The organism is Burkholderia sp. Ac-20365 (genome assembly GCF_017104715.1).
GTDB lineage: Bacteria > Pseudomonadota > Gammaproteobacteria > Burkholderiales > Burkholderiaceae > Paraburkholderia.
The window spans coordinates 79,970-105,901 of record NZ_JAAGPI010000029.1 but is presented as its reverse complement, the minus strand read 5'-3'; the positions used below and the strand labels follow the sequence as shown (position 1 = coordinate 105,901).

Here is a 25,932-nt window from a genome sequence, read left to right as displayed (position 1 = left end):
CGCATCACAACGACCTCATGTCCACGCTGATCGAACCTGACTCGCTTGCCGCGCTGCATGACTTCGTCGAACGGTATCCACGGCTGTTCGTGCTGACGGGCGCGGGTATCAGCACCGATTCCGGCATTCCAGGCTATCGCGATGAAAACGGCGAATGGAAGCGTTCGCCGCCTATCACGCTGCAGGAGTTTCTCGGCTCCGTCGCGTCGCGCCAGCGTTACTGGGCGCGCAGCACGGTCGGCTGGCCCGTCGTTGCGAAGGCCGAGCCGAATGCCGCGCATCGCGCAATTGCGCGACTCGGCGCGGCGGGGCATGTCGGCGCGCTCGTCACGCAGAATGTCGATGGCTTGCATCAGCGCGCGGGCAGCAGCGACGTGATCGAACTGCACGGCAGCATCGGCGAAGTGACGTGTCTGGATTGCGGCACGCATCACACGCGCCGCTCGATCCAGCAGACCTTGATCAACGAAAACCCCGCGCTGCTTCACGTGATCGCCGAACCGGCCGCCGATGGCGATGCGCATCTTGAATGGCACGATCTCGGCTCGTTTCGTATTCCAGCGTGCCCGAACTGCGGCGGGCTGCTCAAGCCCGCTGTCGTGTTCTTCGGCGAAAACGTGCCGAAGGCGCGCGTCGAAGCGGCCACGCACGCACTCGATGCCGCCGATGCGATGCTCGTGGTCGGTTCGTCGCTGATGGTCTATTCGGGCTATCGCTTCTGCGTCTGGGCGCAGAAGATGGGCAAGCCGCTCGCCGCGATCAACATCGGGCGCACGCGCGCCGATTCGCTGCTGTCGCTGAAAGTGGAAGCGCCCTGCGGCGATGCGCTTGCCGCGCTCGCGGCGCGCCTCGCGGTCGACTGACGAACACGCCAATGAACAGGGAACAGCGATGCTCACATCGATAGAAGAACTGGAAGCGTTGTACGGACAGCCGCACGAACGCTCGGTGCGCAAGGAGATTCCTTACGTCAACGACTGCTATCGCGCGTTCATCGAAAACTCGCCGTTCATCGTGCTGGCGACGGCTGGGCCCGAAGGGCTCGACTGCTCGCCGCGCGGCGACGCGCCCGGCTTCGTGCGTCTGATCGACGAGCGCACGCTGGCGATACCCGACCGCATCGGCAACAACCGCGTCGACAGCCTGCGCAATGTGATCGTCAATCCGCATGTGGGACTGCTGTTCGTCGTGCCGGGTGTCGGTGAGACGCTGCGTGTGAATGGGCGCGGGCGCGTTTCGGCCGATCCGGCGCTGCTGGAAACCTTCGCGGTGGACGGCAAGCTGCCGCGCTCGGTGCTGATCGTCGATGTCGATGCGGTGTACTTTCATTGCTCGAAAGCGCTCGCCCGCTCGAAGCTGTGGGATCCGGCGCGCCACGTCGAGCGCTCGCGGCTGCCGAGCGCGGGCGACATGCACAAGCGGATTTTCGGTGAGACTTTCGACGCGCTCGCGTATGATCGCGACCTCGTTGAACGGATGCGCACCAGCCTGTACTGAACGACACGCCATGACCACGCCCGACCTCAATCTGCGCCAGCACGCGCCCGCCGCCGAGCGCAACCGCGAGCCGATTCTCGCCGTTCTCAAGCGCGTGCTGCCCGCCACGGGCACCGTGCTCGAGATCGCGAGCGGCACGGGCCAGCATGCGATCCACTTCGCTGCGGCGCTGCCGCAACTCGTCTGGCAGCCAAGCGACGCCGACGACGAAGCGCGCGCATCGATCGCCGCATGGACCGCGCATAGCGGCCTGACCAACGTGCGCGCGCCGCTCGCCCTCGACGTGCGCGACGCGTCGTGGGGCATCGAAGCCGCCGACGCGATCGTCTGCATCAACATGATCCATATCTCGCCGTGGGAGTCGGCACAGGCGCTGATCGACGGCGCGGGACGGCTGCTGCCGGCTGGCGGCGTGCTGTTCCTGTATGGGCCGTATCGTCGCGGCGGCGCGCACACGGCGCCGAGCAACGCCGCGTTTGACCAGCAATTGCAAAGCCGCAATCCCGCATGGGGCGTGCGCGACATGGAAGATGTGGTGGCACTCGCGGACGCCGCGGGCTTCGACGCCGACGAACCCGTCGAGATGCCCGCCAACAACTTCAGCCTCGTGTTCAGGAAACGTTAGCGGCTGCGGCGGGTCAGACGTTGAATCCGTGGCCGCATCAAAGGCGTTCGCGACGTGTTTCGCGGACTAAGCTTTAGAGAACCGTCAGCGGTATCACGGCAGCATCGACACATCCCGGCAGGCGGCGCGAAAGCAGGACGAAAGCCAGCATGCATCGTCCGTGCCGGACCCGGTCGTGCGGGACTCCGGGATGACGGGCGGGAGGAGTACGCGAGCGTCATCCCGTCATTTCTTTTATTCTTTCATCCTCGACGCCGCGCCTCGATGGTTGGCGCGGCCTCACGACTTAACGGAATCTGGAGAATTCACATGGGCAAACAGGCAATCGGCGTAGTGGGGCTGGCGGTGATGGGCCGGAATCTGGCGCTGAACATCGAAAGCCGCGGCCACGCGGTCTCCGTGTTCAACCGCACCCGCGAGAAAACCGACGAACTGATCGCGGAGTTTCCCGACCGTAAGCTGGTTCCGACCTACACGCTGGAAGAGTTCGTCGCATCGCTCGAAAAGCCGCGCCGCATCCTGATGATGGTGAAAGCGGGCGCCGGCACCGACGCGACCATCGCGTCGCTGCAGCCGCTGCTGGAAAAGGGCGACATTCTGATCGACGGCGGCAACACGCATTTCACCGACACCATCCGCCGCAATCAGGATCTGGCGAAGTCGGGTCTGCACTTCATCGGCACGGGCGTGTCGGGCGGCGAAGAAGGCGCGCTCAAGGGCCCGTCGATCATGCCGGGCGGCCAGCGCGAAGCCTATGATCTCGTGGCCCCGATCCTCACGGAAATCGCCGCGAAGGCACCGGACGGCGAACCGTGCGTCGCGTACATGGGTCCGGACGGCGCGGGCCATTTCGTGAAGATGGTGCACAACGGCATCGAATACGGCGACATGCAACTGATCGCCGAAAGCTACGCGGTGCTCAAGCAGGTGCTCGGCCTGTCGAACCAGGAACTGGGCGCTGTGTACACCGAGTGGAACAAGGGCGAGCTGGACAGCTACCTGATCGAGATCACCTCGAAGATCTTCGACAAGAAGGACGAGGAAACGGGCAAGGATCTCGTCGACGTCATCATGGACCGCGCCGCGCAGAAGGGCACGGGCAAGTGGACGAGCCAGAACGCGCTCGACCTCGGCGCGCCGCTGCCGCTGATCACGGAAGCCGTGTTCGCGCGCGTGCTGTCGTCGCTGAAAGATCAGCGCGTGGCAGCCAGCAAGGTGCTCGAAGGCCCGGCCGCCAAGCCGTTCGCGGGCGACCGCGCCGCCTTCATCGAAGCCGTGCGCCGCGCGCTCTACTTCAGCAAGGTAATTTCGTACGCACAGGGCTTCGCGCAACTGCGCGCGGCATCGGACGAATACAAGTGGGATCTGGACTACGGCACGATCGCGAAGATTTTCCGCGCCGGCTGTATCATCCGCGCCCGCTTCCTGCAGAAGATCACGGACGCCTATTCGAAGGACAAGCAGATCGCCAACCTGCTGCTCGATCCGTATTTCCGCGACATCGCGGCGAACTATCAGGCGGCGCTGCGCGAAGTCGTGATCGCCGCGACCACGGCGGGCGTGCCGGTGCCGGCGTTCTCGTCGGCGATTGCGTATTTCGACGGCTACCGCTCGGCGCGTCTGCCGGCTAACCTCGTGCAGGCGCAACGCGACTTCTTCGGCGCGCATACGTTCGAGCGCCTCGACAAGCCGGGCAGCTTCCACGCGAACTGGTCCTGACGAGTAGGGCTGGCGTTCCAGGCAGCCCGTCTGTCCGCGCTTCAAACGCCCCGGCGCCTTCATGGCGCCGGGGCGTTTTTCATTGCCCGGCCGCATTGTTTCATCCAGTGCACGTTTTTTGGAACACAGTGTTGCAATTTTTTGATCTCAAAAACGCCTTGTCCGCCTGTGTTTGCGAATTATTTCAATAATCGCAACATAGTTTAGCCAATCTAGGGATTTCCCTAGGACGTCTCCTTACCTAAACTTGCTTCAACGCTGACGGACACGGTGTCCGAAGCGAATCAAAAAACAAGTTCTCGGAGGTTGTCCATGAAAGCCCTGATTTCCGCAGTCGTTCTCGCTGCCGCTATCGCCGCTCCTGTCGCATCGTTTGCACAATCGAGCCAGCAACCGCTGACGCGCGCTGAAGTCCGCGCAGACCTCGCCCGCCTGGAAAAGGCCGGCTACGATCCGCTCGGCGATCGCCAGAATTACCCGAACAACATCCAGGCCGCCGAAGCGCGCGTGCACGCAGAAGACGTCGCGCAAGCCGGCACGAGCGGCTACGGCGTGCAGACGAATGGCACGTCGCAAGCTGGCCGTTCGCTGGCCGACGAAAAGGGCCCGCGCTCGGTGTTCTTCGGCAACTAAGCTGAAAACTTAGCTGAAAGCGTCGGCTGGGTCCGCGAGCCCAGCCAGCGCGAGCAGGTAAAAAAGCGCCGCCCAGGTCAAACCTGGGCGGCGTTTTTTACATCCAGTCCGCGTTATGCTCGACGCATCGCGGGCCGACGCGTTACCGCGGCATATGCGGAATCGCTTCGTTGTTCGCGACGTTCAACTGATGTACCTGCCGGTGCACCTTGTTCAGTTGCGCCTGAGCCGCGGTCCGCTGCGATTCGAGTTGCGCGAGATCCTTGCGCAACTGATGCTGCCGGCTGGTAACCGCCTGATCCTGTTCGGTCGTGCGCTGCAAGCCCTCGCGCAGCCGTTCGGCATGCGCTTCGGATTCGGCGATCAGGCGCTTCAGCTGTTCATTCTGCGCTTCGAGTTGCAGGCGGCGGGTTTCGCCGTCGGACAGCCGTGTCGCCTGTTCCTGCATGTGGTGGAACAGCTGCTTCGCCGTATTCATATCGCTCGTGCATAGCACGCGCCACAGCCGTTCCTCCTGAAACAGTGCGACGTAGTATTTCAGTTCTTTGGGATGAAACAGCAGGCTGACGGAATAATCAAAAGTGCGAAACGTGTGAAAGGTCGTGAGTTCTGCGCTGTTGTTCATGCGTTCTACATCGGCGGCGTCGGCGAGTTGCACGGCGCGACCGTTCGGCGCGGAGGGCGTGACCTGCACCGCATGCAGCGGCGTGACGGCGCGTGGCGACGCACTGACGGGCCGTTCATCGATCGTTGTGCCTGCATCGCTTTCGCTCGTGGACGCCTCGTCGAGCCGGGCAGGGTCGGATTGCGGGGCGCTTTGCGCCGGGAAATGCAGGTGTGCTGCAGCACCATTGCCGACAGCGGCACGACGCATGTTCAATAGATTTTTCACGATCGGTCCTCGGTGGGCGGCCGGGAAGCCATACCTTGTCTGGGTGGCGGGCGTGTCAATGCAACGTGCGTTGCCCGCGCGCGATATCGTCGAATAGCGCATGGCTGGGCTCCAGCGCGAAGAGCCACGACTGGTCGTATTCGCTCAGCGCTTCGAGCGCCTGTCTCAGCTGTTCGAGCGCGACAGCGGGAATCTCGACGCTCGCTTCCACGCCGCTCGACAGGCGGCTTACGCTGGCAAGCTGCACGAGGGCATCGGCGGCCTCGGCGACATCGACGGCGAAGACGAGATGCGCATTGAGCAGTTCGACCAGCGCAGAGGATGAAGTCATCTCGTCGACATTCAACTGCACGGCAAGAAACAACGCCTTGTTCATGAGACCTCCTCGTTAGACGGTAACGCTGAAGTGGAATGAACCGTCTTGCCGCGCATCGCGCCTGCGGGCATGCGCATGATCGTTGACCGCAGCAAGATTCAGTATAGGCGAGCACCTCAGCTATGCAATGGCTCGCAAGCCGCATGCAACGGCCTTCTCCGGGCAGGTGAGCAAGACGCGTGCATGCGCGCGGGCGCCACTATAATGTGCAGTTCGACAACAATCATTGCGCAAGGCCGCCATGAAGATCGTCCGCAGCAGCACGTTTACAGCAGAGCGTCCCTGGGGCGCGCTCGATATCGCCAACATGAACGGCATCACCACGCGTCTGCACTGGACCGACCAGCCGTACAAGTGGCATATCAACGACGGCGAGGAAGTGTTTGCCGTGCTGAACGGACGGGTGGAGATGCGCTATCGCGAAGCAGGCGTCGAGCATTCGACGGTGCTGGAAACGGGCGATGTGTTCCATGCGTCGGTCGGCACCGAGCACGTGGCGCATCCTATCGGCGAGGCACGCATTCTGGTGATCGAGTCGGAAGGCAGTGTGTGACGCTGCTTGTGCTGATCGCATGAAATTGCTTGGGATTGCAGAAGAATTCACGGAGTCCATGAATACAGCGGTATCAGCCGGTTGAGCGTCGGTAACCGACATGGCGAGCCTGCAAGATTCGTGTTTGCCACGCGTCATTTTTCCGACCGCTGGTCGAGGCATAATATTTGCACTGCATAACCCGCTACACGTTCGAACGACGGGCGGCCGACCTTGAGCCGCCGTCCCATACCGCGTCGAGGGCCACAAAAATGACAGTAAAACGGCAATACGTCGTCACGCAGGTTTTGATCTCGCTCGCCGCCGCGAGCATGCTCGGCGCGTGCACCACGTACCCGTGGGACACGACGGCGCCGCCGGCGCCCACTTACCGAACGTCGGGCGGCGCGGCCGCCACCGGCGTGCCAGCCGGCTTCTACCGCGTGAATCCGGGCGATACGCTGCAAAGCATCGCCGGCGCCTACGGCCAGCACGCGCAGGATATCGCGGCCTGGAACGGGCTGACGCAAATGTCGCCCGTCGCGCCCGGCCAGTTGCTGCGCGTCGGGCCGCCAGCCTATGCGCAGACCACGCCGGTACCGACGCCGGCACCGACCATCACGCCGGTCCAGCCCGCGCCTGCTGCGCCGCCTGCGCAGGTCGCGCTCGCGTGGCCGCTGCGCGGTCCGATTCTCAAGCCGTTCGTGCCGGGCAAGTCCAAAGGCATCGTGATCGGCGGCCGTCCGGGCGACCCGGTGCGCGCAGCCGCGACGGGTCGCGTCGTCTACGCGGGTACGGGCATCGAGGCGTACGGGCCGCTCGTCATCATCAAGCACGATGACACGCTGATCACGGCTTACGGCCAGAACAGCAGGCTGCTGGTGCAGGAAGGCGATGCCGTCACGCAAGGCCAGCCGATCGGCGAAGTCGGCACGGACAGCAGCGGCGTGCCGTCCATCCAGTTCGAAGTGCGCAAGGACGGCAAGCCGGCCGATCCGCTCAGCTTCCTGCCGCGCTGAACCGAAGGTCGGTTGCGCATCTGGAAACGCATCCGAAAGGCCAACACCTCGACAGCAGATTGTTGGCCCCGATCAATCAGTCCATCTCTCCAGCAACGGCGCAAGGCCCATCGCAGCAGGGTTTGCCGCATTTGGCATGGTGCGTGCAGCACGCCCATTGAGCACGGCGCGGCCCGCGCTCGCCAACCCTTATCGTTGCTGGAGAATCATCATGACTCATCTGCTAGTGAAAGACCTGTCGCGGGTCGACGAACTCGATTGTCAAATCGCGAAGACTGTGCGTGGCGGCATCCAGACCGTCACCCTTCCAACCGAGCCGAGCCCATGGCCGAGCTTGCCCGGCGTGCCATCGCTGCCCTGGCCGCCGTTGCATCTGCCCACTCCGCCCATTTATGCGGGCGGCGGGCCCGTGATCACGCCGTATCACGGCGCCGTGCCTGTCGATGCCGATCCGCGCCTGCAGTAATCGGCGTGCTTTGGGCAGAAAAAAGGCGAGCCATCTTGCATGGCTCGCCTCGTCGTATGGATGCCGGAAAGGAAGGGGCCGGTCCACGTCCCATCAACCGCAATGCGACGCGTCAGGTATGCGCTGTTGCTTCGCATCGCGTCGGCAGATACCTGCACCGTGGTCCGGCCGCCGATACTGTGTCACACCGTCCGAAGGCGGGCTATCAGGATTCTTCGAAATCGACGTGAGAGAGTTCTGACTCACGTCAACGCGATCTGCACGACCTTGACGATCACCAGCGCAACCGCCACGACCAGATAACCGCGCAGCGCGCTCATCCAGATACGGCGCGAGAGCGTCATCGTGGGCCGGGGCAGCGTGTCGAGCGGCGGGGTGCGCCACGTCGCGCGCTCGGTCTTGCTGACAATCGGCGTGACAATCGGCGCATGATCGACCACTTGTGCACCGCGCAGCTTGCGCAGCGTGGTCGCGGCGACGAAACCCACCACGGCGAGCAGCGTGCCGCCTGCGAGAATCTCGATGATCGCGTGCCCGCTGATGTCGGGATAGACGACGGACGCCGTCAGCACTACCGACAGCAGCACCAGCGCCCACACGACCGCGCCCGTGAACAGATTCAGCCCTTTCGAATTGACCCACGGCCCGAGCACCGCGCGGTCGTTGCACAGCAGCAGCAGGAACACGGTTGCGCTCGGCAGCAGCACACCTGCGAGCGTTTGCACCGCTTCCGTCAGCAGACCAAGCGGGCTGCCGGGGATCAGCACGAGTCCTGCGGCGGCCGCGACGATCGCGAAGTACACGAGATAAAAGCCCTTCGCATCGGCGACGCCGCGATGCAGCGAATGACGGATCTTGAACGTGTCGCCGATCGCATAGGCGGTGGACAGCGACACCGCCGCCGCGCCGATGATGCACGCGTCGATCAGCGCAATCGCGAACAGCACGGCAGGCGTGCGGCCCGCATACTTCTCGAGGCCGGCGATCACGCCGCCTGCATCGGTGAACTGGCCGAATTCCGGCTTGCCGCCGAACAGCGCCGCGCTGAACGAGATCATCGCGATCGCGCCGATCAGCACGAACACGATGCCGATCCACAGGTCGGCCTTCTCGTACTTCATGAAGCGCGGCGTGATGCGCTTGTCGATCACGTAGCTCTGCTGGAAGAACAGCTGCCACGGCGCGACGGTCGTGCCGACGATGCCGATCACCAGCAGCATCACGTCCGACAGCTTCGCGTGAGCGGGCCATGCGGGCATGAAGAGGTGATGCGTCATCTGCGAGACGGGCGGATGGATCGTCACGAGCACGGGCACGAGCAACAGGCTCATCAGACACAGCACGATCGCGAAGCGCTCGAAGCGTTTGAAGTCGCCGGTACTGACGGCCGCCATCGTCAACGCGGCGGCGATACACACGCCCGCGACCTTCGATACACCGAAGAAGTCGAGCACGAACGTAATGCCGATGAATTCGGTGACGATGGTCAACGCATTAAGAATGAACAGATCGATGACGCTGAACGCACCCCAGAACTTGCCGAAGCGTTCGAAGATCAGACGCGCATGACCGACGCCCGTCACGGCGCCCAGACGCAGCACCATCTCCTGATTGACGTAAAGAACTGGCACGAGCAGCAGCAGCGTCCACAGCAACGTGGTGCCGTAGTTTTGCCCGGCTTGCGTATAGGTGCCGAAGGCGCCCGCATCGTTGTCGCCGACCATCACGATAAGGCCGGGTCCGACGATCGCGAGCAAGGTGCGCAGCCGCGCGCCCCAGCTGTTGCGCGGAGCGGTGTCGTGATGCGCGATCGTGCCGAGCGCGCCGCGGATATCGCCGACATGCGCATCGTCGAGAACAGCGGAGCGTGTCGGTAGTGCTTGTGGTGGCGTTGCCATTGTTATTCTCCCTTGAACGGATATAGGTCGAATGATTTCCGTTTATGCGGCCAGGCGTTGGCGCAGGCGCGCGGCGATGCTGTGCAGCGTGTTCGCGAACGTCGCGAAGCGCTCGCGTCGTTCGTACTTCAGCGAAAGGAACGCGTCGTAGTGCGCGCGCGCTTCGCGGGTTTGCGGCAAGGTCGAAAGAAGCAGGCAGTACATATCGGTTCTCCGGCACGAGGCTCGTGCGTGTGAGGCGGCAGGCGCTGGAGAATCGATGGAATCGAAATGCGGTCGCTTGCCTGCCTCAGGTGGTTAAAGGCATATCAGGGCTCAAGGGATGACTGTCACTGTCGGGCATGGCGAGCTCCGGTTCATTGATAAAACGCATCGCGATTTGCGAAACGCACGTCGATCAAAGGCACGACGATGAACAGGTAGAACGTTCGCGGCTCAGGCGCGGACACACGCGCGCAGACGCGGCCACGCGAAGCGATACGAAAGCCGCGCAAAAGCAGAAAGCGGCTACGAATCACGCGCGAACGCGCTACGCCGGGTGCTGGACCCAAAGGCGCTAAACAGGATGCACGAGGGATGAAACTGCGACGCGCACCGTCTGCCTGCTGGCAAGACGGCGGCTAAATGAGACAGGCGCGGACGTCTTGCCGCTCAGGCGGCGAAACTGTTCGAAAACGTACTACTGCAACTGTCCAAGGCAACGCCCCTCAAATTTCGAGATAAGAGAATTTTATGCCTGTGAGCAAAGCCGAGTCAATGCACTTTCTTAAGCAGAACCGAAATATGCGGTGAAGCGCACATGGGCCGTCGTGCGTCGTCCACACAAGTCCCGCACAAGTCGCTGCGTATTTCTCCGGGCCCTTTCTATACTGGGATCAGCCGCAAACACAACGGGCCACGTATTCCAAAGGTCCGACCATTCATCAGGCTTTCAGATCGCTCAATAGCAGCTAACGATGAGGCGATCACTGGAGGAGACATGAGCCTGTCAGCCCTGCATCCCGGCGCTGGCGCGATCGGCGCCCCTGCGCCGCACAAGCCCGCGCTCCGCTCGCTGGCGCTTGCCGCGCTGGGTGTCGTCTACGGCGATATCGGCACGAGTCCGCTTTACTGTCTGCAAACCGTGTTCGATTCGAAAAGCGGTTTGCCGCTGACGCCGCTGAACGTGATCGGCATCGTCTCGCTGATCTTCTGGTCGCTGACCATCGTCGTGTCCCTCAAGTATGTCGCGCTGATCCTGCGCGCGAACAATCATGGCGAAGGCGGCATCATGGCGCTGCTCGCGCTGGCGGCGTCGTCCGTGGCGGACCGGCCGAGGCTGCGACGTTCGCTGCTGATCGTCGGTGTGATGGGCGCGTCGCTCTTTTACGGCGACAGCATCATCACGCCCGCGATCTCCGTGCTGAGCGCCGTCGAAGGGCTGGAGGTGGCCGCGCCGTTTCTGAAGACCTGCGTGATACCTGTGACGCTCGTCGCGATCATCACGCTGTTCGTGATGCAGAAGCATGGCACGTCGGGTATCGGCGCGGTGTTCGGGCCGGTGATGGTGGTCTGGTTCGTCATCCTGGCCATAGTCGGCGTGACGAACGTGGTCGCCGCGCCCGCGATCCTCGCCGCGCTCGATCCGCTCGCCGGCCTCGCGTTCTGCCTGCGTCACGAGTGGCTTGCGTTCGTCGCGCTGGGTGCCGTCGTGCTGTCGCTGACGGGCGCCGAGGCGCTCTATGCCGACATGGGCCACTTCGGCGCGCGGCCGATCCGCCTGACCTGGTTCGGCCTCGTGTTTCCGGCGCTCGCGCTGAACTATCTGGGCCAGGGCGCGCTGCTGATCGCCCAGCCCGCCGCGGTGCAGAACCCGTTCTATCTGCTCTTTCCGCAATGGGCGCTGTATCCGATGATCGTGCTCGCGACGGTCGCCACCGTGATCGCGTCGCAAGCCGTGATCTCCGGCACGTACTCGATGACCAAGCAGGCGATGCAACTGGGCTTCCTGCCGCGCATGAACGTGGTCTACACGTCGGAGCGGGAGATCGGCCAGATCTATGTGCCCGGCATCAACTGGACGCTGCTCGCGGCGGTGGTGGCGGCCGTGCTTGGCTTCGGCTCGTCGACGGCGCTCGGTTCCGCATATGGCATTGCCGTGACAGGAACGATGCTGATCACGACCTTGCTGACCTTCTTCGTCGTGCGTTACGCATGGCATTACAACTGGCTGCTATGCGTGTTCGCGACGGCGTTCTTCTTCGTGATCGACGCGACGTTCTTCTCGGCGAATCTGCTGAAGATCGTCGAAGGCGGCTGGTTCCCGCTGATGATCGGCTTCGTGATGTTCACGATCATGGCGACATGGGGACGCGGCGGCGAAATCATGCGGGCCGAAGCACGCGTGCACGCGGGCACGATGCCGCTCAAGGCGTATCTGGAAAAGCTGCTCGCAGGCCAGCCGGTGCGCGTGCCCGGCACGGCGATCTTTCTCACGCCCAATCCCGACAGCGTGCCGCATGCGCTCGTGAACAACCTGATGCACAACCACGTGCTGCACAGGCGCGTGGTGTTTCTCACGGTGAACAACGAGGAAATACCGTGGGTTGCCGAGCACGAGCGCGTCAGTCTGCGCACCGTCTGCGAAGGCTGCTATCAACTCACGGTCCGCTATGGCTTCAAGGATGAAGTCGATCTGCCGAAAGCGCTCGAAGCCGCCGCGCCGCAAGGTCTCGATTTCGATCCGTGCGAGGCGTCGTATTTCCTGAGCCGCGCGACCGTCGTGCCGACGCCGGGCGCAGGCATGGCGATGTGGCGCGAGCGCCTCTTCGCAGTGATGCTGCATAACGTCGGCAATGTGGCGGCGTATTTCAAGCTGCCGGCCAATCGCGTGATCGAGGTCGGCGCGCGCGTGGAGATCTGACGCTGCCGATGCGTTCGACGCCCGCTCGCGTTTGCATTCGACAATTTGCCCGACCATACTGCGCGAGTGTTGCATTCTTCAGGCGGAACGCAGATGAGCCATGACGCCTCACATGAACATCAGCATGATCACGCGCACGACCATGACCACGCCCACGAAGGCAGTGCGTTGCCCGAAATGGACTTGCGCGTGCGCGCGCTGGAATCGTTGCTGATCGAAAAGGGCTATGTCGAGCCGAAAGCGCTCGACGTACTGATCGAAACCTACGAGCACAAGGTCGGGCCGCGCAACGGCGCGCGTGTCGTGGCGAAAGCGTGGAGCGACCCTGCTTTCCGCCAGTGGCTGCTCGACGACGCGACGGCGGCGATTGCATCGCTCGGCTTCACGGGGCGGCAGGGCGAACACATGGTCGCGCTGGAGAATACGCCGCGCGTGCACAACATGGTCGTGTGCACGCTCTGTTCGTGCTACCCGTGGCCTGTGCTCGGCCTGCCGCCTGTCTGGTACAAGTCGGCGCCGTACCGCTCGCGAGCGGTGATCGATCCGCGCGGCGTGCTGGCGGAGTTCGGTGTCACATTGCCCGCCGACACCGAAATCTGCGTATGGGATTCGACAGCGGAAGTGCGCTACCTGGTGCTGCCGATGCGCCCGCCCGGCACGGACACGCTCAGTGAAGACGAACTCGCCGATCTCGTCACGCGCGATTCGATGATCGGCACCGGGCTCGCGCTCGCGCCGCACGAAGCGAAGCGCGCAAGCGGAGGCCAGTCATGAACGGCGCACAGGATCTCGGCGGCATGCAATCGTTCGGGCCCGTCGTGTCTGAAACGGACGAGCCGTATTTCCACGCGGACTGGGAGCGTCACGCATTGGCCCTGACGATCGCGATGGGATCGACGGGCAGATGGAATATCGACATGTCGCGCGCCGCGCGCGAAAGCCTGCCGCCCGCGCAATATCTGTCGAGCAGCTACTACCAGATCTGGTTCGCGGGTTTGCGCAAGCTGTTGATCGACACGGGACTCGCGACGTCGAGTGAGATCGACAGCGGCGTATTGCAACAGCCCGCTGCAGCCGTGCCACGCGTGCTGGCCGCCGATCAGGTCAATCCGATGCTGTTTCGCGGCAGCCCCGCGTCGCGGCCCGCGCCGTCGCCCGCGCGTTTTGCGGTTGGTGACATGGTGCGCACGCTGACGCTCAATCCCACCACACATACGCGTCTGCCGCGCTATTGCCGCGGCAAGCGCGGCCAGATCGTCGCCGTGCATGGCGCGCATGTCTTTCCCGATTCGAACGCACTTGGACGCGGCGAGGATCCGCGCTGGCTGTACACGGTGCGTTTCGACGCAATTGAGCTGTGGGGCAAGGACACGACGGCAGCGGCGGTGTGCGCCGATTGCTGGGAGCCGTATCTCGAAGCGGACGGTGCGGCATGAGCGCGCTCACCTGTCCTTCCTCGCCGCCCGTGTCGGGCGAATTGCTCGACGCGCTGCCCGGCTTGCCGCGCGACGGCGCCGGTCCCGTTTTCGCCGCGCCGTGGCAGGCGGCGGCGTTCGCGATGACACTCGCGCTCCACGAGCGCGGCGTCTTCACGTGGACCGAATGGGCCGCGGCGCTGTCCGACGCGATCCGCGACGCGCAGGCGCACGGCGATCCCGATCGCGGCGACACCTATTACGCGCACTGGCTGACCGCGCTCGAACGCATCGCGACGGCCAAAGGCTGTGTGACGCACGACGGGTTGATCGAGCGCAAGCACGCGTGGGACGCGGCGGCGCGCCGTACCCCGCACGGCCAGCCGATCGGGCTGGACTGAGGCGTTGGCGCGTCGCGCGAAGGTTATCCGGCGATGGGATCTTTGTCGGGCGGACCTTCGGGCCGCTGCGGCTCGTCGTTGTGATGGCCCGGCGACGGCGGCGTGAGCGGATCAGCGCCTTCGGGATCGCGCGTCGGATCGGCGAGCGGGTCGGGAATCGGGCTGGTGTGCATGGTGTGACCTCGTGGCGATGTGGCCGATCTGGCAACCGGCGGTGGACACCTGCGCGCTGCTCGGGCGGCGAGCTACGCAGCGTCGTGCTCTTTCACTAGCGTAGGCGATGACCGCGAAGACTGCAGGTGCGTGTCGCATGCGGCGGCGGTCAGGAGCGGCTCAGCGCGTCATTCAATGCCGTGTTCTGCGCTGCCGGTCGACGCTCAGGCGCCAGTAGCGCTCGGCGGCATATACGTCGTCGTAGCCGTGGGGCCCGAAGGCGCGCAACTGGCTTTCGTACGCGGACACGGCTTCGCGCTTGAGCAGCGCCTGGCGCTCGCGATCGAGCGCGTGATCGGCTGCGGGGCTGGCGGGCGTCGCAACGATGCCGCGCCCGGCCAGTTCGACGAGCCGCTGCTGGACGAGTCCCGGTATCGGCCGGTAGATCGCCTCTTCGTACGCGAACCATTCGAGGTGCGACATGCGCGGCAGGATTTCGCAGCACGCTTCGAAGACGCGGCCGTGATCGTCGTGAAAGAGGCCTAAAGGCATCAGCAGCGTATTGGCCGTCGAGCCGTAGATGGCTTCTTCGAGCGCGGCAGCGAGCTTGCCGATTGACGGCGAATCGCCGTATTGCGCGTCGCGAAACGGCAGGCGCACGGGGATCGCGTCGAGCACCGCGAGCGCATTGTTGTCTTCGATGGTGCGCGCGTGGATCGATTCGTACGCGCCCGTGAAGCCCGCCTTGTGATCCCACTCGGTGTGCATGTCCTGCGCGGGCGGCGCGGCGAACACCGTGCACACGGCGGCGTCGGGATGCGCTGCGAGCAGGGCGCCGCAACCGAAGACGGCGTCGTCGAAATGCGGGGAGACGATAAAAAGGCGCGGGCTGGTTTCGCTCATGAGATCCTGGCTGAATGCGGATTGAGTCGTCCGGCGGCATGCTGTGTTGTCGGCGTGCACGATTTTGGCGCACGGAGACAGCTTAGACCAACGACGCGATATACGCTCGCCGGTTTTCGCGGTGCAACACGGCGCAAGCGGCATGCCTGAGCGCGGCTTTCCCGTATTGGCTCACCTCGCCGCGCGTTTTGCTCCCGGAGACGCTCACTCCGAACATCGACCCGTTATCGATTCAAGCGTGCGTATATGTCAAAGGCGTGAGCGGCTGGAAGTTAGAGGTTATGCAGGTCTTCAGGCCGGTCGATATCGCTGAGCACGCCGGGATCGTCGACATCGATGCGTTTGACGGGATACGTTGCGAAGAGCGCGCGGGCACCCGTATCGCCGTCGAGCGCGAGCAGTGCGTCGCGGTGTTCGATGCCGAAGCCGACGGGATGGCCGCGTTGACCCTGATACCAGGGCGCGACGATGGACGCGCCGTCGTCCACGGCGCGCGCGACGGTTTCGATGGTGGGTGTGGCGATGCGCGGCATATCGGCGAGCGCGACGATCCAGCCGTCCGCGTCTTCGCTGGCTTCGATACCGGCAGCGAGGCTGGCGCCCATGCCGCGCTCGGCGTCGGCGGAAAAGATCACGTGACAGCCGGCGTCGTTGAGGAGACGGGCGAGCAGTTCCGAGCCGGGACGCACGATGGCGATCACATGCGGGACGACGAGCAGCAGCCGATGCGCGGATTCGTAGGCGACGGGCGTGCCGTCGGGGAGGCGCGCGAGGAGTTTGTTGTGGATGCCTTCCGGGTCGAAGCGCGAGCCGTAGCCGGCAGCGAGCAGTATGCCGGTGGCGAATGAGGCGTAGGCCATGGCGGCACCTGGAAGAGGGGGAAGGGATATTGTGCGGCGCAACGGCCGCGGTTTCAAGTTTGGTTTTGTTGTGGGTTTTTCTGCGAAGCCATTTTGGGTTTTGTTTTGGGTGTTGCTGGGATTTGTGGTTTGGTTTTGTTTTCGCTGGCATCCGCGTGATGTTTTGCCTGGTTCAGGCGTTGCCCCTGTGCGGGGCGGCACTTACTTTCTTTGCCGCCGCAAAGAAAGTAAGCAAAGAAAGCGGGCTAACACCGCCCGCTCTTGACCACCGCCTGAGGGCCCCCAGCAGTTCCTCCGCCTCAATCGGCGTTCTGCCTTTCACTGCCCGTTGCCAGCGCTTCGAACAGGCGCCTCACCCACTTCAAGCACCCGTAGCGCAGCAAACGGCAGCGAATGGTTACGGCCGCCCAGGTGGCAAACTGTGTGTAGGTCGTAGTACTCCACACCTCAGCGCTCTTACGACACCGATCGTGCTTTCCAGTCCGGAGTGATGTGCGTACGTCGCGACAGCCTACACACAGTTTGCCGCCATAGAACGTGGGCGATGCGATCGCGCGTGTGGCCACGCGGGAGTGTGAAGCGGGTGATGCGCTCAATCAGAGCGTTGGCAACGGGCAGTGACAGGCAGAACGCCATGTGAAGTGGAGGACCCGTTGAGGGCCCTCAGGCAGAAACAAGGATTGGCGGTGTTCAGCGGCTTTCTTTTGCCTACTTTTCTTTGCCGCGGCAAAGAAAAGTAGGTGCCGCCCCGCACAGGGGCAACGCTAATAAACCAACAACATCACGCGGATGCCAGCGAAAACACAAGCAAACCGAACCAGCATCGCAAGACACAAAAAACTCAGAAGTTATGCTTCAGACCAACGGTAAAAGAAACCTGCTTATCGGTAGTCGAATTCGGCAGATTAGGAATCTGCGCATAGTTAGCGCTTTGCCCGGTAACGGGATCAACCCCAATCCCACTTCCAGCGGCCTTCTGATAAATCCCGACAGCATACAAAGTGGTCCGCTTGGACAAGCTATAAGTGGTGCCAAGGTTCACCTGATGGAATTTCGGTGAGCCACTCACATCGGTCTTCATCGAGTTATAGATATACGCCGCGCCCAGCGACAAAGCTGGCGTCACAGCATAAGTCGCATTGACTTCGACGATATCAAACCGTGCATCAGCACCTTGCGGCGTGGCGGCACTCGCAAAGTACTGACTATCATCGAGCCGGGTATGCGTATACACGAGACCAACGGTAGCCGGCCCGAACGTATAAGACCCACCCACCCCAAACGCTTTCAATGAACGCGCATTCTGCAACTCGCAATACATCGCAGTGGGATTGGAACAGGCAAAGTCACCGATATAACCTTGCTCTCCGCCCAGCGCCGCATCGAGCGGATTATTCAGATCGAGATAGCCGATACCAAATGAGAACGGCGCGTTGTTATAGCTCGCGGAAACCGCCCATCCACGCTTCTGCGAAAAATCGCCCGCCACACCGCCGAGTGAGTACGTACCGCTTGCGGAGAATCCAGCAATAGTAGGACTCACATACTGCACCGCATTGTTCAGATTCAGCGCAGCATTAAGATTGTCGACGTCGCCGATATGCGACCCATACAGCGTCGCCCACGTAATACTCGACGCATACGGCGCAAGCGCATTCGTGTACGAGTCGAACTGACGGCCGAACGTCAGCGTGCCGTAACGCTCGTTAGTCAGCCCAACCCACGCGTTCTGGTTGAACAGCGTGCCGCCCTGCACGAAGTTGCCGCTGCCCGTAAAAAAGCTGTTCTCGAGCTTGAACGTCACCGACGTGCCGCCGCCAATGTCCTCGCTGCCCGTCAAGCCAAAGCGCGATGGCGCGAGATTGCCCCCCGTGAACTGAAAATTATGCCCGCCGCCGACGCTGCCGTCCGCATGCGTGACCTGCTGGTTGTTCGTGTACGTGATGCCTGCATCCACATCGCCATACAGCGTGATGCTGCTCTCCGCATGCGCGATGCCAGGCGCGGTCATCGCTGCCATTGCGCCGGCGAGCGTGGCCACCGCCGCCACGATGCTGCGCGGCGTCGTCCGATGCTTCATGTCTCTTCCCCTTTGTCTCTTTAGCTTTGCGTTGTGATGATTCGTGTGCTGATGCATGGCTTATGCAGCGACGCACGAGCCATGCAAAGCCATGCAAATCGCGCTTACGCGTAATTGATCATCACCGACTTGCTTTCCATGTACTGCTCGATGACGGCGCGGCCCAATTCGCGGCCAAAGCCCGATTGCTTCATGCCGCCGAAGGGCAGTGCGTTGTCGAGCAGCGAGTGGCAATTGACCCACACCGTGCCCGCCGCAATGCGCGGAATCAGCTTGTGAACCGCCGACATATCGTTCGACCAGATGCTGGCGCCAAGGCCATATTGCGTGTCGTTGGCGAGTTGCACGGCATTGTCGATATCGTCGAATGGCATCGCGACCAGCACGGGCCCGAAGATCTCTTCGCGCACCACGCGCATCGAATGATTCGTATCGACCATCACAGTCGGCTCGACGAAGAAGCCCGGCTTGTCGATCAGCTTGCCGCCCGCAGCCGCGCGTGCGCCTTCCGCGAAACCCGAATCGATATAGCCGCACACGCGCTCGCGTTGCTTCGCCGAGACGAGCGGGCCGATCTGCGTCGTCGGGTCCATGCCCGCGCCGATCTTCAGGCTCTTCGCAATCTGCGCGACGCCGTCGATCACCTGATCGAACACCTTGCTATGGATATAAACGCGCGAGCCCGCCGTGCACACCTGGCCCTGGTTGAAGAAAATCGCGTCGGCGACGCCTTGCGCAGCCTTCGCGATATCGACGTCGGGCAGCACGATTACAGGCGACTTGCCGCCGAGTTCCAGCGACATGCGCGTCATGTTGTCGAGCGCCGCGTGGCCGATCAGCTTGCCCGTCTGCGTCGAACCGGTGAACGCGATCTTGTCGATGCGCGGATCGCGCGACAGCGCGGCGCCCGCCGTATGTCCATAACCGGTGATGATGTTCACCACGCCTTCCGGATAACCCGCTTCGCGGATCAATTCGCCAAGACGCAGTGCGGAAAGCGGCGTGTCTTCAGCAGGCTTCAGCACGACGGTGCAGCCCGTTGCGAGGGCAGGGGCGATCTTCCATGCCGCCATCAGCAGCGGGAAATTCCACGGAATGATTGCGCCGACCACGCCGACGGCTTCCTTGCGCGTGTACGCAAATACTTCGCTGCCCGGCATGTACGGCATGCCCGCATCGATCACGCTGCCTTCAATCTTCGTCGCCCAACCCGCCATGTAGCGGAAGCACTGCGCGGCCATCGACACATCGAGCCCTTGCGCGACCATCACCGACTTGCCGTTATCGAGCGATTCGATTTCGGCGAGTTCGCGCGCGTTGGCTTCGACGAGATCGGCGAGCTTCAGCAGCAGTCGTTCGCGGTCGGTGGTTTTCATCGTGCGCCACGGGCCTGCGTCGAATGCGCGGCGGGCAGCGGCGACCGCCTGCTGCACGTCGTGTTCGTTGGCTTCAGGCACGCGCGCGAGCACGCTGCCGTCGGCGGGATTCACGACGTCGATCGTGCGGCCCGACGTTGCATCCGTCCACTCCGCGCCGATCAGCATTTTCTTCGGCTTCGCGAGGAACGCTTGCGTTGCGTCGAGCAGCGGGAAGGTGTTGTTCGTCTCCATGTTCGATTCCTTTGATTGGGGTTTCAGTAGCGGTCGGCCACGCCCTTGATGCCGCGCTCGTGCAGGTCGCGGATCAGTCCGGCGCGCACGGTGGCGACATCGGAAAAAGCGGGGCGGCGGTGCGCGCTGATTTCGGCGGCTGTGTAGGGCTTGAAGTCTTTCGGCAGCGCGTCGCGGTTCATCGTCGTGAGCAGCCAGTTGAGCGTGTCGGCGAGTTCCTGATCGGAGAGCGCCGAGTTCGATGCGCCCGGCACGCGCATCACATACTCGCGACCCGCAGGCAGATGCTCGAAGTAGCCGAGCGAGTTCGCGAGCGGCGGTACCTTGCCGGGAATGCCGCCGCCCGTCGCCGTATGACAGCCCATGCAGTTGAGCACCCAGTGCTGCTGCGCGAGCGTGGCATCGGCAGCGCCTTCGGCATTGGCCGGCGAGGGCGGCGCGTAAGTCGCGGCGCACGCGACGAGCAGCATCGACATGCGGCGCGCCGCGCCGATCCACAGCGTTGCCGTCGACACCGCGCGCGCGCCGCGCGCGGGCGCTTGCGTCTGCACGCGGTCGCCGGCACGAGACACGCGGGCGGCGTTCATAGGCCGAGTCCTTTCACGACGGCAGCGCGTTGCGAATGAACGGCGGAGCTGTCCATCGTCTGCGCGCGCGCGGCCTTGATGTCAGCGGCCGTGAACGGCTTCGCGTCACCGTGCTTCGCGTTCAGGTCGAACACGACGTAGTTCAACACCTGAGCCAGGTCTTCGTCGCTGGCGCTCGCGAAGCTCGGCATCTTGAAGTTGTAGCTCTTGTCGTTGACCTTGATCTCGCCGAACATGCCGTGCACGACCGTCGATGTCAGTTGCGCGCGGCCCTGTGCCGTCGTCGAGTACTTGCCGGGATACTCGGTGAGCGGCGGCGCGAGTCCGTCCTGGCCCTTGCCGCCCGCCTGATGACACACCGCGCATTGCGCGTCGAACGTGCTCTTGCCGGCGGGATAGTGGATCGTCTGTGCATGCGCGACACCCGCCGTTGCGAACGACGCGGCCGCCGCAATACAGGCGGCCGCGAGTTTTCCAACGTGATTCGTCTTCATTGCTTTGCTGCTCCAAGCAGGACCGAAACCGAACAGTGATAGTTCGAGTTGCCGTTCGCCATACACCAGTTGATGTCGTTGTCGAGCGACAGCTTGTAGAGCGGCTTCTCGCGTTCGTTGCGATTGCAGAAGCACTTGCCGCACGAGGTTTTGCCGCAGCAGTCGTTGTACGAAACGATGTAGTCGGTGCCGTCGTGCGGATTGCGGCAGGTACCGATCCACGTGATCGGCGAAGGCGTCGTGCCCGGCGGGCAACTGCTCGACGTGCCGCCGCAGCAGCTGCAGAGCCAGCCGTCGATCGCGCAGTACTTCCAGTAGTCGCAGCTCATCGGATCGTCGCTTGCACCGGATGCCGCGGCGCCCGATGCAGCCGAAGCCGCATCTGCTGCATACGCCGTGCGATCGACGGGCAGCAGCGGCAGCATCGCCGAGCCGACCAGCACCTTGCCGAGCTTCGCCATCGCGCTGCGCCGCGAACTGCGCTGTGCGACGCCGCGTGCCGACTTCTCGAACCATGAATCAAAAACGCCCATGTGATTGTTCTCCGCTCAGGTTGTATTCGGGTTCGGCGCTCAGGCGTGCTGTTCGTGGCGATGATCGCCGTGCACGAACTCCTGCAGCGACGCGACGCCGCGTTCCTTCGCTTCGAACAGGCTTTCCAGATGCTCACGCGTATTCACGAGACCCTTCGCGCGCACCTTGCCGCTGTCGTCGAGCAGCACGGCATACGGCAGCTTGCCGATCTGATACGCCATGCCCAGTTCCTGCGACAGCACGTACGGGAAGCGGTCGAGGTTCTGCTTCTGCGCGAAGCGCTGATGTTCGGCGAGGTCGCCGTCGCTGGCGAGCACGATGTTGACGGGCGTCGTTTCGCTCGATTGCAGCGACGGCAGCAGCGGCAGCAGCTTCTTGCAGACCGGGCACGTCGGCGACAGGAAGAACAGCAGCGTGGCCTTGCCTTGCGCATCGATACCGCCGACCTTCACGTTCTGGCCGCGAATATCGGCAAGCTCGAAGGTCGGTGCGATTGCGCCGACAGCGGGGCCTTTATCGATCATCAATGCGCCTGCGGGCATGATGCGTTCGTACAGAATGCCGACCTGGCGAACGAGGGCGAGACAGATCGCGCCGAGCGCGAGAACGGCGATCCACAGGAGCGCGGTGGAAACGGTGAGAGCGGTTTGCATCATGAATTCCTCAAGTGAGAGAGGCGCGGCACGTTGGCCAGCAGCACATCGAAAGTGAGCAGTGCGCAGACGATCAGCAGCACGGCGAAGAAGAGCGTCAGGTAGTCGAACCACACGATCGAACGCGTCGCGGGCTCGATGAACGCGGTGGCGGCGAGCGCAGCGAGCAGCAGTGCGCGCCCGACATGGAACCAGCCGATGCCGCGCGGCGCGTTCGCTTGCGTCGCGGCTTGCGTTGCCGCAAAACCCGAGCAGCCGCAATCGATATCGGTGTGGCCGCGCAGGATGTTGAACGCGAGTCCCGCCGCGAACGCGAGCAGCAACGCGACCAGCACGATCGCGCCGATCACGCGTGTGTCGGGGAACAGCAGCGCGGCAGCGCCGACCGTTTCCGCTGCCGTGATGGCGAAGGCGGCGGGCGCCGTCAGCGCATCGGGCAACAGGCGGTAGTCGCCGAGCGCCTGACGGAACGCGGCAGGGCGCCGCCATTTGGCGACAGCGCCGAGCAGTACGACAATCGCCGTGCTGGCTTGCGCGCCCGTCGCGAGTACAGGATCGAGCATCATGTCGGCCTCACGGATTGACGAGCAGCGACGACGTATTGCCGACCTGCTTTTCGACGTGCTGCAGCTTGCCCGTACGCGCATCCATCACGACGAGATCCGACGTGCCCGTGATGCCGTAGAACAGCGGCTTGTCGTCTTCGCTGACCTGAATCGATGCGATCGGATCGATCTTCTGCTGCGACAGATCCCAGCGCGCAATGCGCTTTTTCGTCTGCAGGTCGTACACCCAGACTTCCGTGCCGGGATCCTTGTGCGTGCCTTCGCCGCCCTTGTGCATCGCGACGTAATAGCGATTCAGCTTCGCCTGCACGGCCGTCTGCTGCAAACCGCCCGGACGCCAGCCTTCGGCGCGCTCGGCATCCGTCAGCAGCGACCACGGCTTGCCGAACACGGGCTTGTCGCCGTGGAAATCGGCGGTGCGCACCATGCCGTGGAAAGTCGTGAACAGATAGCCGCCCTGATACGGCGATGCATTGATGTACGCGGGGTCTTTGTCGACGTCGATGAACGCGTCGGACATCACGCGCTTCGCTTCCTTGCCGTGCGCATCGAGGGTGATGGTGAGCGCCTTGCCGCTTTCGCACAGACCCGTGAAGCGGTCGTTGCCCGACGGATAGGCGAGCACGCAGGCGGCCATGTCGATCTCGGAGAGCACCTTCTTCGTCGCGACGTCGATGACCGTGACGGATGCAGCGGGCGTGATGTTGGTCACGTAAAGACGCTTGCCGTCCGCGCTGAACGTCGTGTTGTACGGCGACGGGACGTGCTGGCCGTGCTTCGGCGGGATCACGATTTCGCCGGTGTGATCGAGCGTCGAGTTGTCCGTGAGTTCGACGACGTCGGTGCGCGTGCCGTGCGAGCCGCGCGCGAAGTACGTGGTCGACACATAGCTCGTCTTGTGATCGGGCGAAATCGCAAAGCCCGGCGCGAAGCCGGCGTCGATCTGTCCGAGCAGCTTTTTCGCGTCGGCGTCGTACATATAAATGCGCGCGTCCGTCATCGACGGCATCGAAATATCGACGACGAACACTTCATGCGGATGCCACGCGGGCAGCTTCTGCACGGTCAGTTCTTCGGGCTTTTCGATTGCGTGCGCGCTGCCGATGCATGCAGCCGCAAATGCCAGCGTCGCCGCGGTAGCCGCGGTGCGTCGCCTTATGCTCATGTCGCCTCCAGTAGGGATTCACGTTGTGTGAGGCGACTTTAGATCGACGAAAAATCGGGCCAACGCCGAAACCGGCAAGGCGTGCGTGCCGATATGGGATATTGGTAGTCTTGCTGAAAGGGATGTGGGCGATGTGTCAGGTTGTACGCGGTGCCGCTGTTGGGAATAGGGGTATGTATCTAGGAGCGAAACGGGCGGTCGTTTTAAGTTGGTATCCTTGCGCCCCGGCCGTTTCACCCTTTCACTCAAGCGCAACTCAGACCTGGGAGCCCAATGTTCGCCGTTCCATGGATCGCAATTTTTCTCGCCGCGCCCATCGCGTGGTCATCGGCACTTCGATGGCTCGCGGTTGGCCTGCTCGTCATCGCCTATGGCGTCGCGCTGGCAGGCGGACAGTTCGGCGTGCTCGCCCTGATTCCCGTCGCGCTGTTGCTGATTGCTGCCAGCGCCGTGTTGCCGCAGCGGACGTACCGCATGCAATGCGCCGGTCATCTGATGTTTATCGTGCTCGCGATTGCGCTGAGCATGCACTGGCTGCCGGGGTTTCATAACCCTCAGGTCATCGGGCCGGTGCGATTTTCGGCGGATGCGGTGCCGTTCACGATGTACCTCAATCTCGACAAGCCGCTGATCGGTTTCTGGCTCCTGCTGGTTCTGCCATGGATCCGGCCGCCACACGATCTGCGCGCCGCGCTGAAGGCAGGCGTGACGGGCATGGTGCTGACGTCGGTCGCATGTCTGATGATCGCGTTGATGCTGGGACTCGTCAGATGGGAGCCGAAGTGGCCGTCCGTCAGCTGGCTCTGGCTGCTCAATAACCTGTTGCTCGTCACGTTCGCCGAAGAGGCGCTATTTCGAGGCTATCTGCAAGGCGGGCTGCGCCGTCTTCTGCAGCGACATGCGCATGCCGACCTCATCGCCCTTTGCGTTGCGTCGCTATTGTTCGGCCTCGCGCATGCTGCAGGAGGCTGGCGTTGGGTCATCGCTGGAAGCGTCGCTGGGATTGGCTACGGACTGGCGTTTCGCTTCGGCGGTTTGCGGGCGGCTGTGCTCGCCCACTTCGGCCTTAACGTGACGCACTTCTTTCTGTTCACCTATCCGATGCTTGCCGCGTCGTGATTGCGATCGGATCTCCGTGTTTGCCCGCGCTTTCTCGCGCGGGTAAACACCGATAAAAACATCAGATGTCTGATGTATATTTCAGCTACTTTCAATACCTGGTACCGGCATGCGCCTGAGCGTCGAACGTTCAATGAGCGACAAGATCCAGGAATCATTGATGTCGATGATCCGGGAGCGTGCCCTTAAGCCAGGTGATCAAATCCCCACGGAAATAGAGCTTTGCGAGCTGCTGGGCGTAGGGCGCTCCAGCTTGCGCGAAGCCGTCGCGCAGATGATTTCGCACGGCTTGCTGACTCGCGTGCAGGGACGTGGCACCTTCATCAGACAAATTTCACTGAAGCTCGAAGGTGGGCTCGATGATCTGATGTCTGTGACGGACATGATTCGCAGTGTCGGCGCCACGCCCTCGACGCGCCGTTTGCAGGTCGATCAGATCAAGGCGTCGGAGAATCTTGCCGCGAAACTGCGGCTACGTATTGGCGACGATTGCGTGCGCATCGAAAGAGTGCGATGCGCTGACGATGCAATCGCCGCGTATTGCATCGACATCGTGCCGAAGCACGTATTCGACGCGGCGCATGGCGACCTCGGCGGCGAGTCGCTGTTCGCGATGTTCGAGCGCACGGGCCGCCGGCTGTCGCACACGCACACGTCGATCCAGCCGACCATTCTCACGCCGCGCGATCTGCCGGAACTCGGCGACGGCTTCGGTCTGTTTCTGCTGCTCGACGAAGTCGATTTCGATCAAAGCGGCGAGCCGATCTGTTACAGCAACGACTACTACAACACGAGCATCTTCAAGTTCGATCTGGTGCGCAAGAAGCGCTGAA

General features: G+C 63.0%; 30 protein-coding genes. 15 read left to right on the top strand and 15 right to left on the bottom strand.

The window, feature by feature from the left end:
* Positions 1–17: 17 nt before the first annotated feature.
* From G3O01_RS33595 to G3O01_RS33575, 5 genes are all read left to right on the top strand, one after another.
* The gene (locus tag G3O01_RS33595; protein ID WP_205811295.1) at positions 18–863 is read left to right on the top strand and encodes an NAD-dependent protein deacetylase; all 846 of its coding nucleotides are present in this window, start codon (positions 18–20) and stop codon (positions 861–863) included.
* Between the two features lie 28 nt (positions 864–891).
* Positions 892–1,497, top strand: a complete 606-nt coding sequence (locus G3O01_RS33590) for a pyridoxamine 5'-phosphate oxidase family protein (protein WP_205811294.1) — start codon at positions 892–894, stop codon at positions 1,495–1,497.
* A gap of 10 nt (positions 1,498–1,507) precedes the next feature.
* Entirely contained in the window at positions 1,508–2,122 is a 615-nt protein-coding gene (locus G3O01_RS33585; protein WP_205811293.1) for a DUF938 domain-containing protein, read from the top strand.
* 309 nt (positions 2,123–2,431) lie between these two features.
* Positions 2,432–3,841, top strand: coding sequence for an NADP-dependent phosphogluconate dehydrogenase (gndA, locus tag G3O01_RS33580; protein ID WP_205811292.1), 1,410 nt, complete (start codon positions 2,432–2,434; stop codon positions 3,839–3,841).
* A 312-nt stretch (positions 3,842–4,153) separates the two neighbouring features.
* Positions 4,154–4,474 (top strand): DUF4148 domain-containing protein, encoded by a 321-nt coding sequence (locus G3O01_RS33575; protein ID WP_205811291.1) that lies wholly within the window; start codon positions 4,154–4,156, stop codon positions 4,472–4,474.
* A 142-nt stretch (positions 4,475–4,616) separates the two neighbouring features.
* Here G3O01_RS33575 and G3O01_RS33570 read toward each other — a convergent pair whose 3' ends face one another.
* Both G3O01_RS33570 and G3O01_RS33565 read right to left on the bottom strand, forming a co-directional pair.
* Positions 4,617–5,366 (bottom strand): DUF2968 domain-containing protein, encoded by a 750-nt coding sequence (locus G3O01_RS33570; protein ID WP_346779237.1) that lies wholly within the window; start codon positions 5,364–5,366, stop codon positions 4,617–4,619.
* Between the two features lie 55 nt (positions 5,367–5,421).
* Positions 5,422–5,742 carry a hypothetical protein gene (locus tag G3O01_RS33565; RefSeq protein WP_205811289.1) on the bottom strand — a complete coding sequence of 107 codons (321 nt, stop codon included), beginning with the start codon at positions 5,740–5,742 and terminating at the stop codon, positions 5,422–5,424.
* A 241-nt stretch (positions 5,743–5,983) separates the two neighbouring features.
* On the opposite strand from G3O01_RS33565, the gene G3O01_RS33560 reads away from it, so the two are divergent.
* The 3 genes from G3O01_RS33560 (at position 5,984) to G3O01_RS33550 (ending at position 7,759) form a co-directional block, all read left to right on the top strand.
* The gene (locus G3O01_RS33560; RefSeq protein WP_205811288.1) at positions 5,984–6,295 is read left to right on the top strand and encodes a cupin; all 312 of its coding nucleotides are present in this window, start codon (positions 5,984–5,986) and stop codon (positions 6,293–6,295) included.
* Between the two features lie 251 nt (positions 6,296–6,546).
* On the top strand, positions 6,547–7,293 hold the full coding sequence (locus G3O01_RS33555; RefSeq protein ID WP_205811287.1) for a peptidoglycan DD-metalloendopeptidase family protein: 747 nt from the start codon (positions 6,547–6,549) through the stop codon (positions 7,291–7,293).
* 211 nt (positions 7,294–7,504) lie between these two features.
* Positions 7,505–7,759 carry a hypothetical protein gene (locus G3O01_RS33550; protein WP_205811286.1) on the top strand — a complete coding sequence of 85 codons (255 nt, stop codon included), beginning with the start codon at positions 7,505–7,507 and terminating at the stop codon, positions 7,757–7,759.
* A gap of 242 nt (positions 7,760–8,001) precedes the next feature.
* Here G3O01_RS33550 and G3O01_RS33545 read toward each other — a convergent pair whose 3' ends face one another.
* A complete protein-coding gene (locus G3O01_RS33545; RefSeq protein ID WP_205811285.1) occupies positions 8,002–9,657 on the bottom strand; it encodes an NRAMP family divalent metal transporter in 1,656 nt (551 codons plus the stop codon).
* Positions 9,658–9,699: 42 nt separating this feature from the next.
* Positions 9,700–9,861, bottom strand: coding sequence for a hypothetical protein (locus G3O01_RS33540; protein ID WP_205811284.1), 162 nt, complete (start codon positions 9,859–9,861; stop codon positions 9,700–9,702).
* A gap of 775 nt (positions 9,862–10,636) precedes the next feature.
* Between G3O01_RS33540 and G3O01_RS33535 the strand changes: the two genes are divergently transcribed.
* The 4 genes from G3O01_RS33535 (at position 10,637) to G3O01_RS33520 (ending at position 14,375) form a co-directional block, all read left to right on the top strand.
* Positions 10,637–12,559, top strand: coding sequence for a potassium transporter Kup (locus G3O01_RS33535; RefSeq protein ID WP_205811283.1), 1,923 nt, complete (start codon positions 10,637–10,639; stop codon positions 12,557–12,559).
* A gap of 93 nt (positions 12,560–12,652) precedes the next feature.
* Positions 12,653–13,333: a nitrile hydratase subunit alpha gene (gene nthA, locus G3O01_RS33530; RefSeq protein WP_205811282.1), complete on the top strand. Its 681-nt coding sequence runs from the start codon at positions 12,653–12,655 to the stop codon at positions 13,331–13,333.
* Positions 13,330–13,995, top strand: coding sequence for a nitrile hydratase subunit beta (gene nthB, locus G3O01_RS33525; protein WP_205811281.1), 666 nt, complete (start codon positions 13,330–13,332; stop codon positions 13,993–13,995). Before nthA ends, nthB begins: the two co-directional genes overlap by 4 nt.
* Complete coding sequence (locus tag G3O01_RS33520; RefSeq protein WP_205811280.1) at positions 13,992–14,375, top strand: nitrile hydratase accessory protein; 384 nt, start codon at positions 13,992–13,994, stop codon at positions 14,373–14,375. Before nthB ends, G3O01_RS33520 begins: the two co-directional genes overlap by 4 nt.
* A gap of 23 nt (positions 14,376–14,398) precedes the next feature.
* Here G3O01_RS33520 and G3O01_RS33515 read toward each other — a convergent pair whose 3' ends face one another.
* The 3 genes from G3O01_RS33515 to G3O01_RS33505 all read right to left on the bottom strand — a co-directional run bounded on the left by G3O01_RS33515 (position 14,399) and on the right by G3O01_RS33505 (position 16,291).
* A complete protein-coding gene (locus G3O01_RS33515) occupies positions 14,399–14,548 on the bottom strand; it encodes a hypothetical protein (RefSeq protein WP_205811279.1) in 150 nt (49 codons plus the stop codon).
* Positions 14,549–14,720: 172 nt separating this feature from the next.
* Positions 14,721–15,431 (bottom strand): PIG-L family deacetylase, encoded by a 711-nt coding sequence (locus tag G3O01_RS33510; protein WP_205811278.1) that lies wholly within the window; start codon positions 15,429–15,431, stop codon positions 14,721–14,723.
* Between the two features lie 272 nt (positions 15,432–15,703).
* Complete coding sequence (locus G3O01_RS33505) at positions 15,704–16,291, bottom strand: nucleotidyltransferase family protein (protein ID WP_205811277.1); 588 nt, start codon at positions 16,289–16,291, stop codon at positions 15,704–15,706.
* On the opposite strand from G3O01_RS33505, the gene G3O01_RS33500 reads away from it, so the two are divergent.
* Entirely contained in the window at positions 16,290–16,556 is a 267-nt protein-coding gene (locus tag G3O01_RS33500) for a hypothetical protein (RefSeq protein WP_205811276.1), read from the top strand. The two genes, G3O01_RS33505 and G3O01_RS33500, sit on opposite strands and share 2 nt — an antisense overlap.
* 576 nt (positions 16,557–17,132) lie before the next feature.
* Here G3O01_RS33500 and G3O01_RS33495 read toward each other — a convergent pair.
* The 8 genes from G3O01_RS33495 to G3O01_RS33460 all read right to left on the bottom strand — a co-directional run bounded on the left by G3O01_RS33495 (position 17,133) and on the right by G3O01_RS33460 (position 23,980).
* The gene (locus G3O01_RS33495) at positions 17,133–18,371 is read right to left on the bottom strand and encodes a porin (protein WP_205811275.1); all 1,239 of its coding nucleotides are present in this window, start codon (positions 18,369–18,371) and stop codon (positions 17,133–17,135) included.
* Between the two features lie 104 nt (positions 18,372–18,475).
* The gene (locus G3O01_RS33490; RefSeq protein ID WP_205811274.1) at positions 18,476–19,981 is read right to left on the bottom strand and encodes an aldehyde dehydrogenase family protein; all 1,506 of its coding nucleotides are present in this window, start codon (positions 19,979–19,981) and stop codon (positions 18,476–18,478) included.
* Positions 19,982–20,004: 23 nt separating this feature from the next.
* Positions 20,005–20,568, bottom strand: a complete 564-nt coding sequence (locus G3O01_RS33485) for a cytochrome c (RefSeq protein WP_205811273.1) — start codon at positions 20,566–20,568, stop codon at positions 20,005–20,007.
* Positions 20,565–21,062, bottom strand: coding sequence for a cytochrome c (locus G3O01_RS33480; protein ID WP_205811272.1), 498 nt, complete (start codon positions 21,060–21,062; stop codon positions 20,565–20,567). The genes G3O01_RS33485 and G3O01_RS33480 overlap by 4 nt, the downstream gene beginning before the upstream one ends.
* Complete coding sequence (locus G3O01_RS33475; RefSeq protein ID WP_205811271.1) at positions 21,059–21,595, bottom strand: methylamine dehydrogenase light chain; 537 nt, start codon at positions 21,593–21,595, stop codon at positions 21,059–21,061. Before G3O01_RS33475 ends, G3O01_RS33480 begins: the two co-directional genes overlap by 4 nt.
* Positions 21,596–21,634: 39 nt before the next feature.
* Positions 21,635–22,252, bottom strand: a complete 618-nt coding sequence (gene mauD, locus G3O01_RS33470; protein WP_205811270.1) for a methylamine dehydrogenase accessory protein MauD — start codon at positions 22,250–22,252, stop codon at positions 21,635–21,637.
* Positions 22,249–22,815: a MauE/DoxX family redox-associated membrane protein gene (locus G3O01_RS33465; RefSeq protein WP_205811269.1), complete on the bottom strand. Its 567-nt coding sequence runs from the start codon at positions 22,813–22,815 to the stop codon at positions 22,249–22,251. The genes mauD and G3O01_RS33465 overlap by 4 nt, the downstream gene beginning before the upstream one ends.
* A 7-nt stretch (positions 22,816–22,822) precedes the next feature.
* Entirely contained in the window at positions 22,823–23,980 is a 1,158-nt protein-coding gene (locus G3O01_RS33460) for an amine dehydrogenase large subunit (RefSeq protein WP_205811268.1), read from the bottom strand.
* A gap of 273 nt (positions 23,981–24,253) precedes the next feature.
* Between G3O01_RS33460 and G3O01_RS33455 the strand changes: the two genes are divergently transcribed.
* Both G3O01_RS33455 and G3O01_RS33450 read left to right on the top strand, forming a co-directional pair.
* The gene (locus G3O01_RS33455) at positions 24,254–25,099 is read left to right on the top strand and encodes a CPBP family intramembrane glutamic endopeptidase (protein ID WP_205811267.1); all 846 of its coding nucleotides are present in this window, start codon (positions 24,254–24,256) and stop codon (positions 25,097–25,099) included.
* A 133-nt stretch (positions 25,100–25,232) separates the two neighbouring features.
* Positions 25,233–25,931: a GntR family transcriptional regulator gene (locus G3O01_RS33450; RefSeq protein ID WP_241024474.1), complete on the top strand. Its 699-nt coding sequence runs from the start codon at positions 25,233–25,235 to the stop codon at positions 25,929–25,931.
* Position 25,932: the final 1 nt, after the last annotated feature.

What these genes read in the sequence shown, in the direction of transcription:
- G3O01_RS33595 (WP_205811295.1), top strand. Translation starts at nt 18, where the DNA reads ATGTCCACGCTGATCGAACCTGACTCGCTTGCCGCGCTGCATGACTTC.
- G3O01_RS33590 (WP_205811294.1), top strand. Translation starts at nt 892, where the DNA reads ATGCTCACATCGATAGAAGAACTGGAAGCGTTGTACGGACAGCCGCAC.
- G3O01_RS33585 (WP_205811293.1), top strand. Translation starts at nt 1,508, where the DNA reads ATGACCACGCCCGACCTCAATCTGCGCCAGCACGCGCCCGCCGCCGAG.
- gndA (WP_205811292.1), top strand. Translation starts at nt 2,432, where the DNA reads ATGGGCAAACAGGCAATCGGCGTAGTGGGGCTGGCGGTGATGGGCCGG.
- G3O01_RS33575 (WP_205811291.1), top strand. Translation starts at nt 4,154, where the DNA reads ATGAAAGCCCTGATTTCCGCAGTCGTTCTCGCTGCCGCTATCGCCGCT.
- G3O01_RS33565 (WP_205811289.1), bottom strand. Translation starts at nt 5,742, where the DNA reads ATGAACAAGGCGTTGTTTCTTGCCGTGCAGTTGAATGTCGACGAGATG.
- G3O01_RS33560 (WP_205811288.1), top strand. Translation starts at nt 5,984, where the DNA reads ATGAAGATCGTCCGCAGCAGCACGTTTACAGCAGAGCGTCCCTGGGGC.
- G3O01_RS33555 (WP_205811287.1), top strand. Translation starts at nt 6,547, where the DNA reads ATGACAGTAAAACGGCAATACGTCGTCACGCAGGTTTTGATCTCGCTC.
- G3O01_RS33550 (WP_205811286.1), top strand. Translation starts at nt 7,505, where the DNA reads ATGACTCATCTGCTAGTGAAAGACCTGTCGCGGGTCGACGAACTCGAT.
- G3O01_RS33545 (WP_205811285.1), bottom strand. Translation starts at nt 9,657, where the DNA reads ATGGCAACGCCACCACAAGCACTACCGACACGCTCCGCTGTTCTCGAC.
- G3O01_RS33540 (WP_205811284.1), bottom strand. Translation starts at nt 9,861, where the DNA reads ATGTACTGCCTGCTTCTTTCGACCTTGCCGCAAACCCGCGAAGCGCGC.
- G3O01_RS33535 (WP_205811283.1), top strand. Translation starts at nt 10,637, where the DNA reads ATGAGCCTGTCAGCCCTGCATCCCGGCGCTGGCGCGATCGGCGCCCCT.
- nthA (WP_205811282.1), top strand. Translation starts at nt 12,653, where the DNA reads ATGAGCCATGACGCCTCACATGAACATCAGCATGATCACGCGCACGAC.
- nthB (WP_205811281.1), top strand. Translation starts at nt 13,330, where the DNA reads ATGAACGGCGCACAGGATCTCGGCGGCATGCAATCGTTCGGGCCCGTC.
- G3O01_RS33520 (WP_205811280.1), top strand. Translation starts at nt 13,992, where the DNA reads ATGAGCGCGCTCACCTGTCCTTCCTCGCCGCCCGTGTCGGGCGAATTG.
- G3O01_RS33515 (WP_205811279.1), bottom strand. Translation starts at nt 14,548, where the DNA reads ATGCACACCAGCCCGATTCCCGACCCGCTCGCCGATCCGACGCGCGAT.
- G3O01_RS33510 (WP_205811278.1), bottom strand. Translation starts at nt 15,431, where the DNA reads ATGAGCGAAACCAGCCCGCGCCTTTTTATCGTCTCCCCGCATTTCGAC.
- G3O01_RS33500 (WP_205811276.1), top strand. Translation starts at nt 16,290, where the DNA reads ATGGCGGCACCTGGAAGAGGGGGAAGGGATATTGTGCGGCGCAACGGC.
- G3O01_RS33505 (WP_205811277.1), bottom strand. Translation starts at nt 16,291, where the DNA reads ATGGCCTACGCCTCATTCGCCACCGGCATACTGCTCGCTGCCGGCTAC.
- G3O01_RS33495 (WP_205811275.1), bottom strand. Translation starts at nt 18,371, where the DNA reads ATGAAGCATCGGACGACGCCGCGCAGCATCGTGGCGGCGGTGGCCACG.
- G3O01_RS33490 (WP_205811274.1), bottom strand. Translation starts at nt 19,981, where the DNA reads ATGGAGACGAACAACACCTTCCCGCTGCTCGACGCAACGCAAGCGTTC.
- G3O01_RS33485 (WP_205811273.1), bottom strand. Translation starts at nt 20,568, where the DNA reads ATGAACGCCGCCCGCGTGTCTCGTGCCGGCGACCGCGTGCAGACGCAA.
- G3O01_RS33480 (WP_205811272.1), bottom strand. Translation starts at nt 21,062, where the DNA reads ATGAAGACGAATCACGTTGGAAAACTCGCGGCCGCCTGTATTGCGGCG.
- G3O01_RS33475 (WP_205811271.1), bottom strand. Translation starts at nt 21,595, where the DNA reads ATGGGCGTTTTTGATTCATGGTTCGAGAAGTCGGCACGCGGCGTCGCA.
- mauD (WP_205811270.1), bottom strand. Translation starts at nt 22,252, where the DNA reads ATGATGCAAACCGCTCTCACCGTTTCCACCGCGCTCCTGTGGATCGCC.
- G3O01_RS33465 (WP_205811269.1), bottom strand. Translation starts at nt 22,815, where the DNA reads ATGATGCTCGATCCTGTACTCGCGACGGGCGCGCAAGCCAGCACGGCG.
- G3O01_RS33460 (WP_205811268.1), bottom strand. Translation starts at nt 23,980, where the DNA reads ATGAGCATAAGGCGACGCACCGCGGCTACCGCGGCGACGCTGGCATTT.
- G3O01_RS33455 (WP_205811267.1), top strand. Translation starts at nt 24,254, where the DNA reads ATGTTCGCCGTTCCATGGATCGCAATTTTTCTCGCCGCGCCCATCGCG.
- G3O01_RS33450 (WP_241024474.1), top strand. Translation starts at nt 25,233, where the DNA reads ATGAGCGACAAGATCCAGGAATCATTGATGTCGATGATCCGGGAGCGT.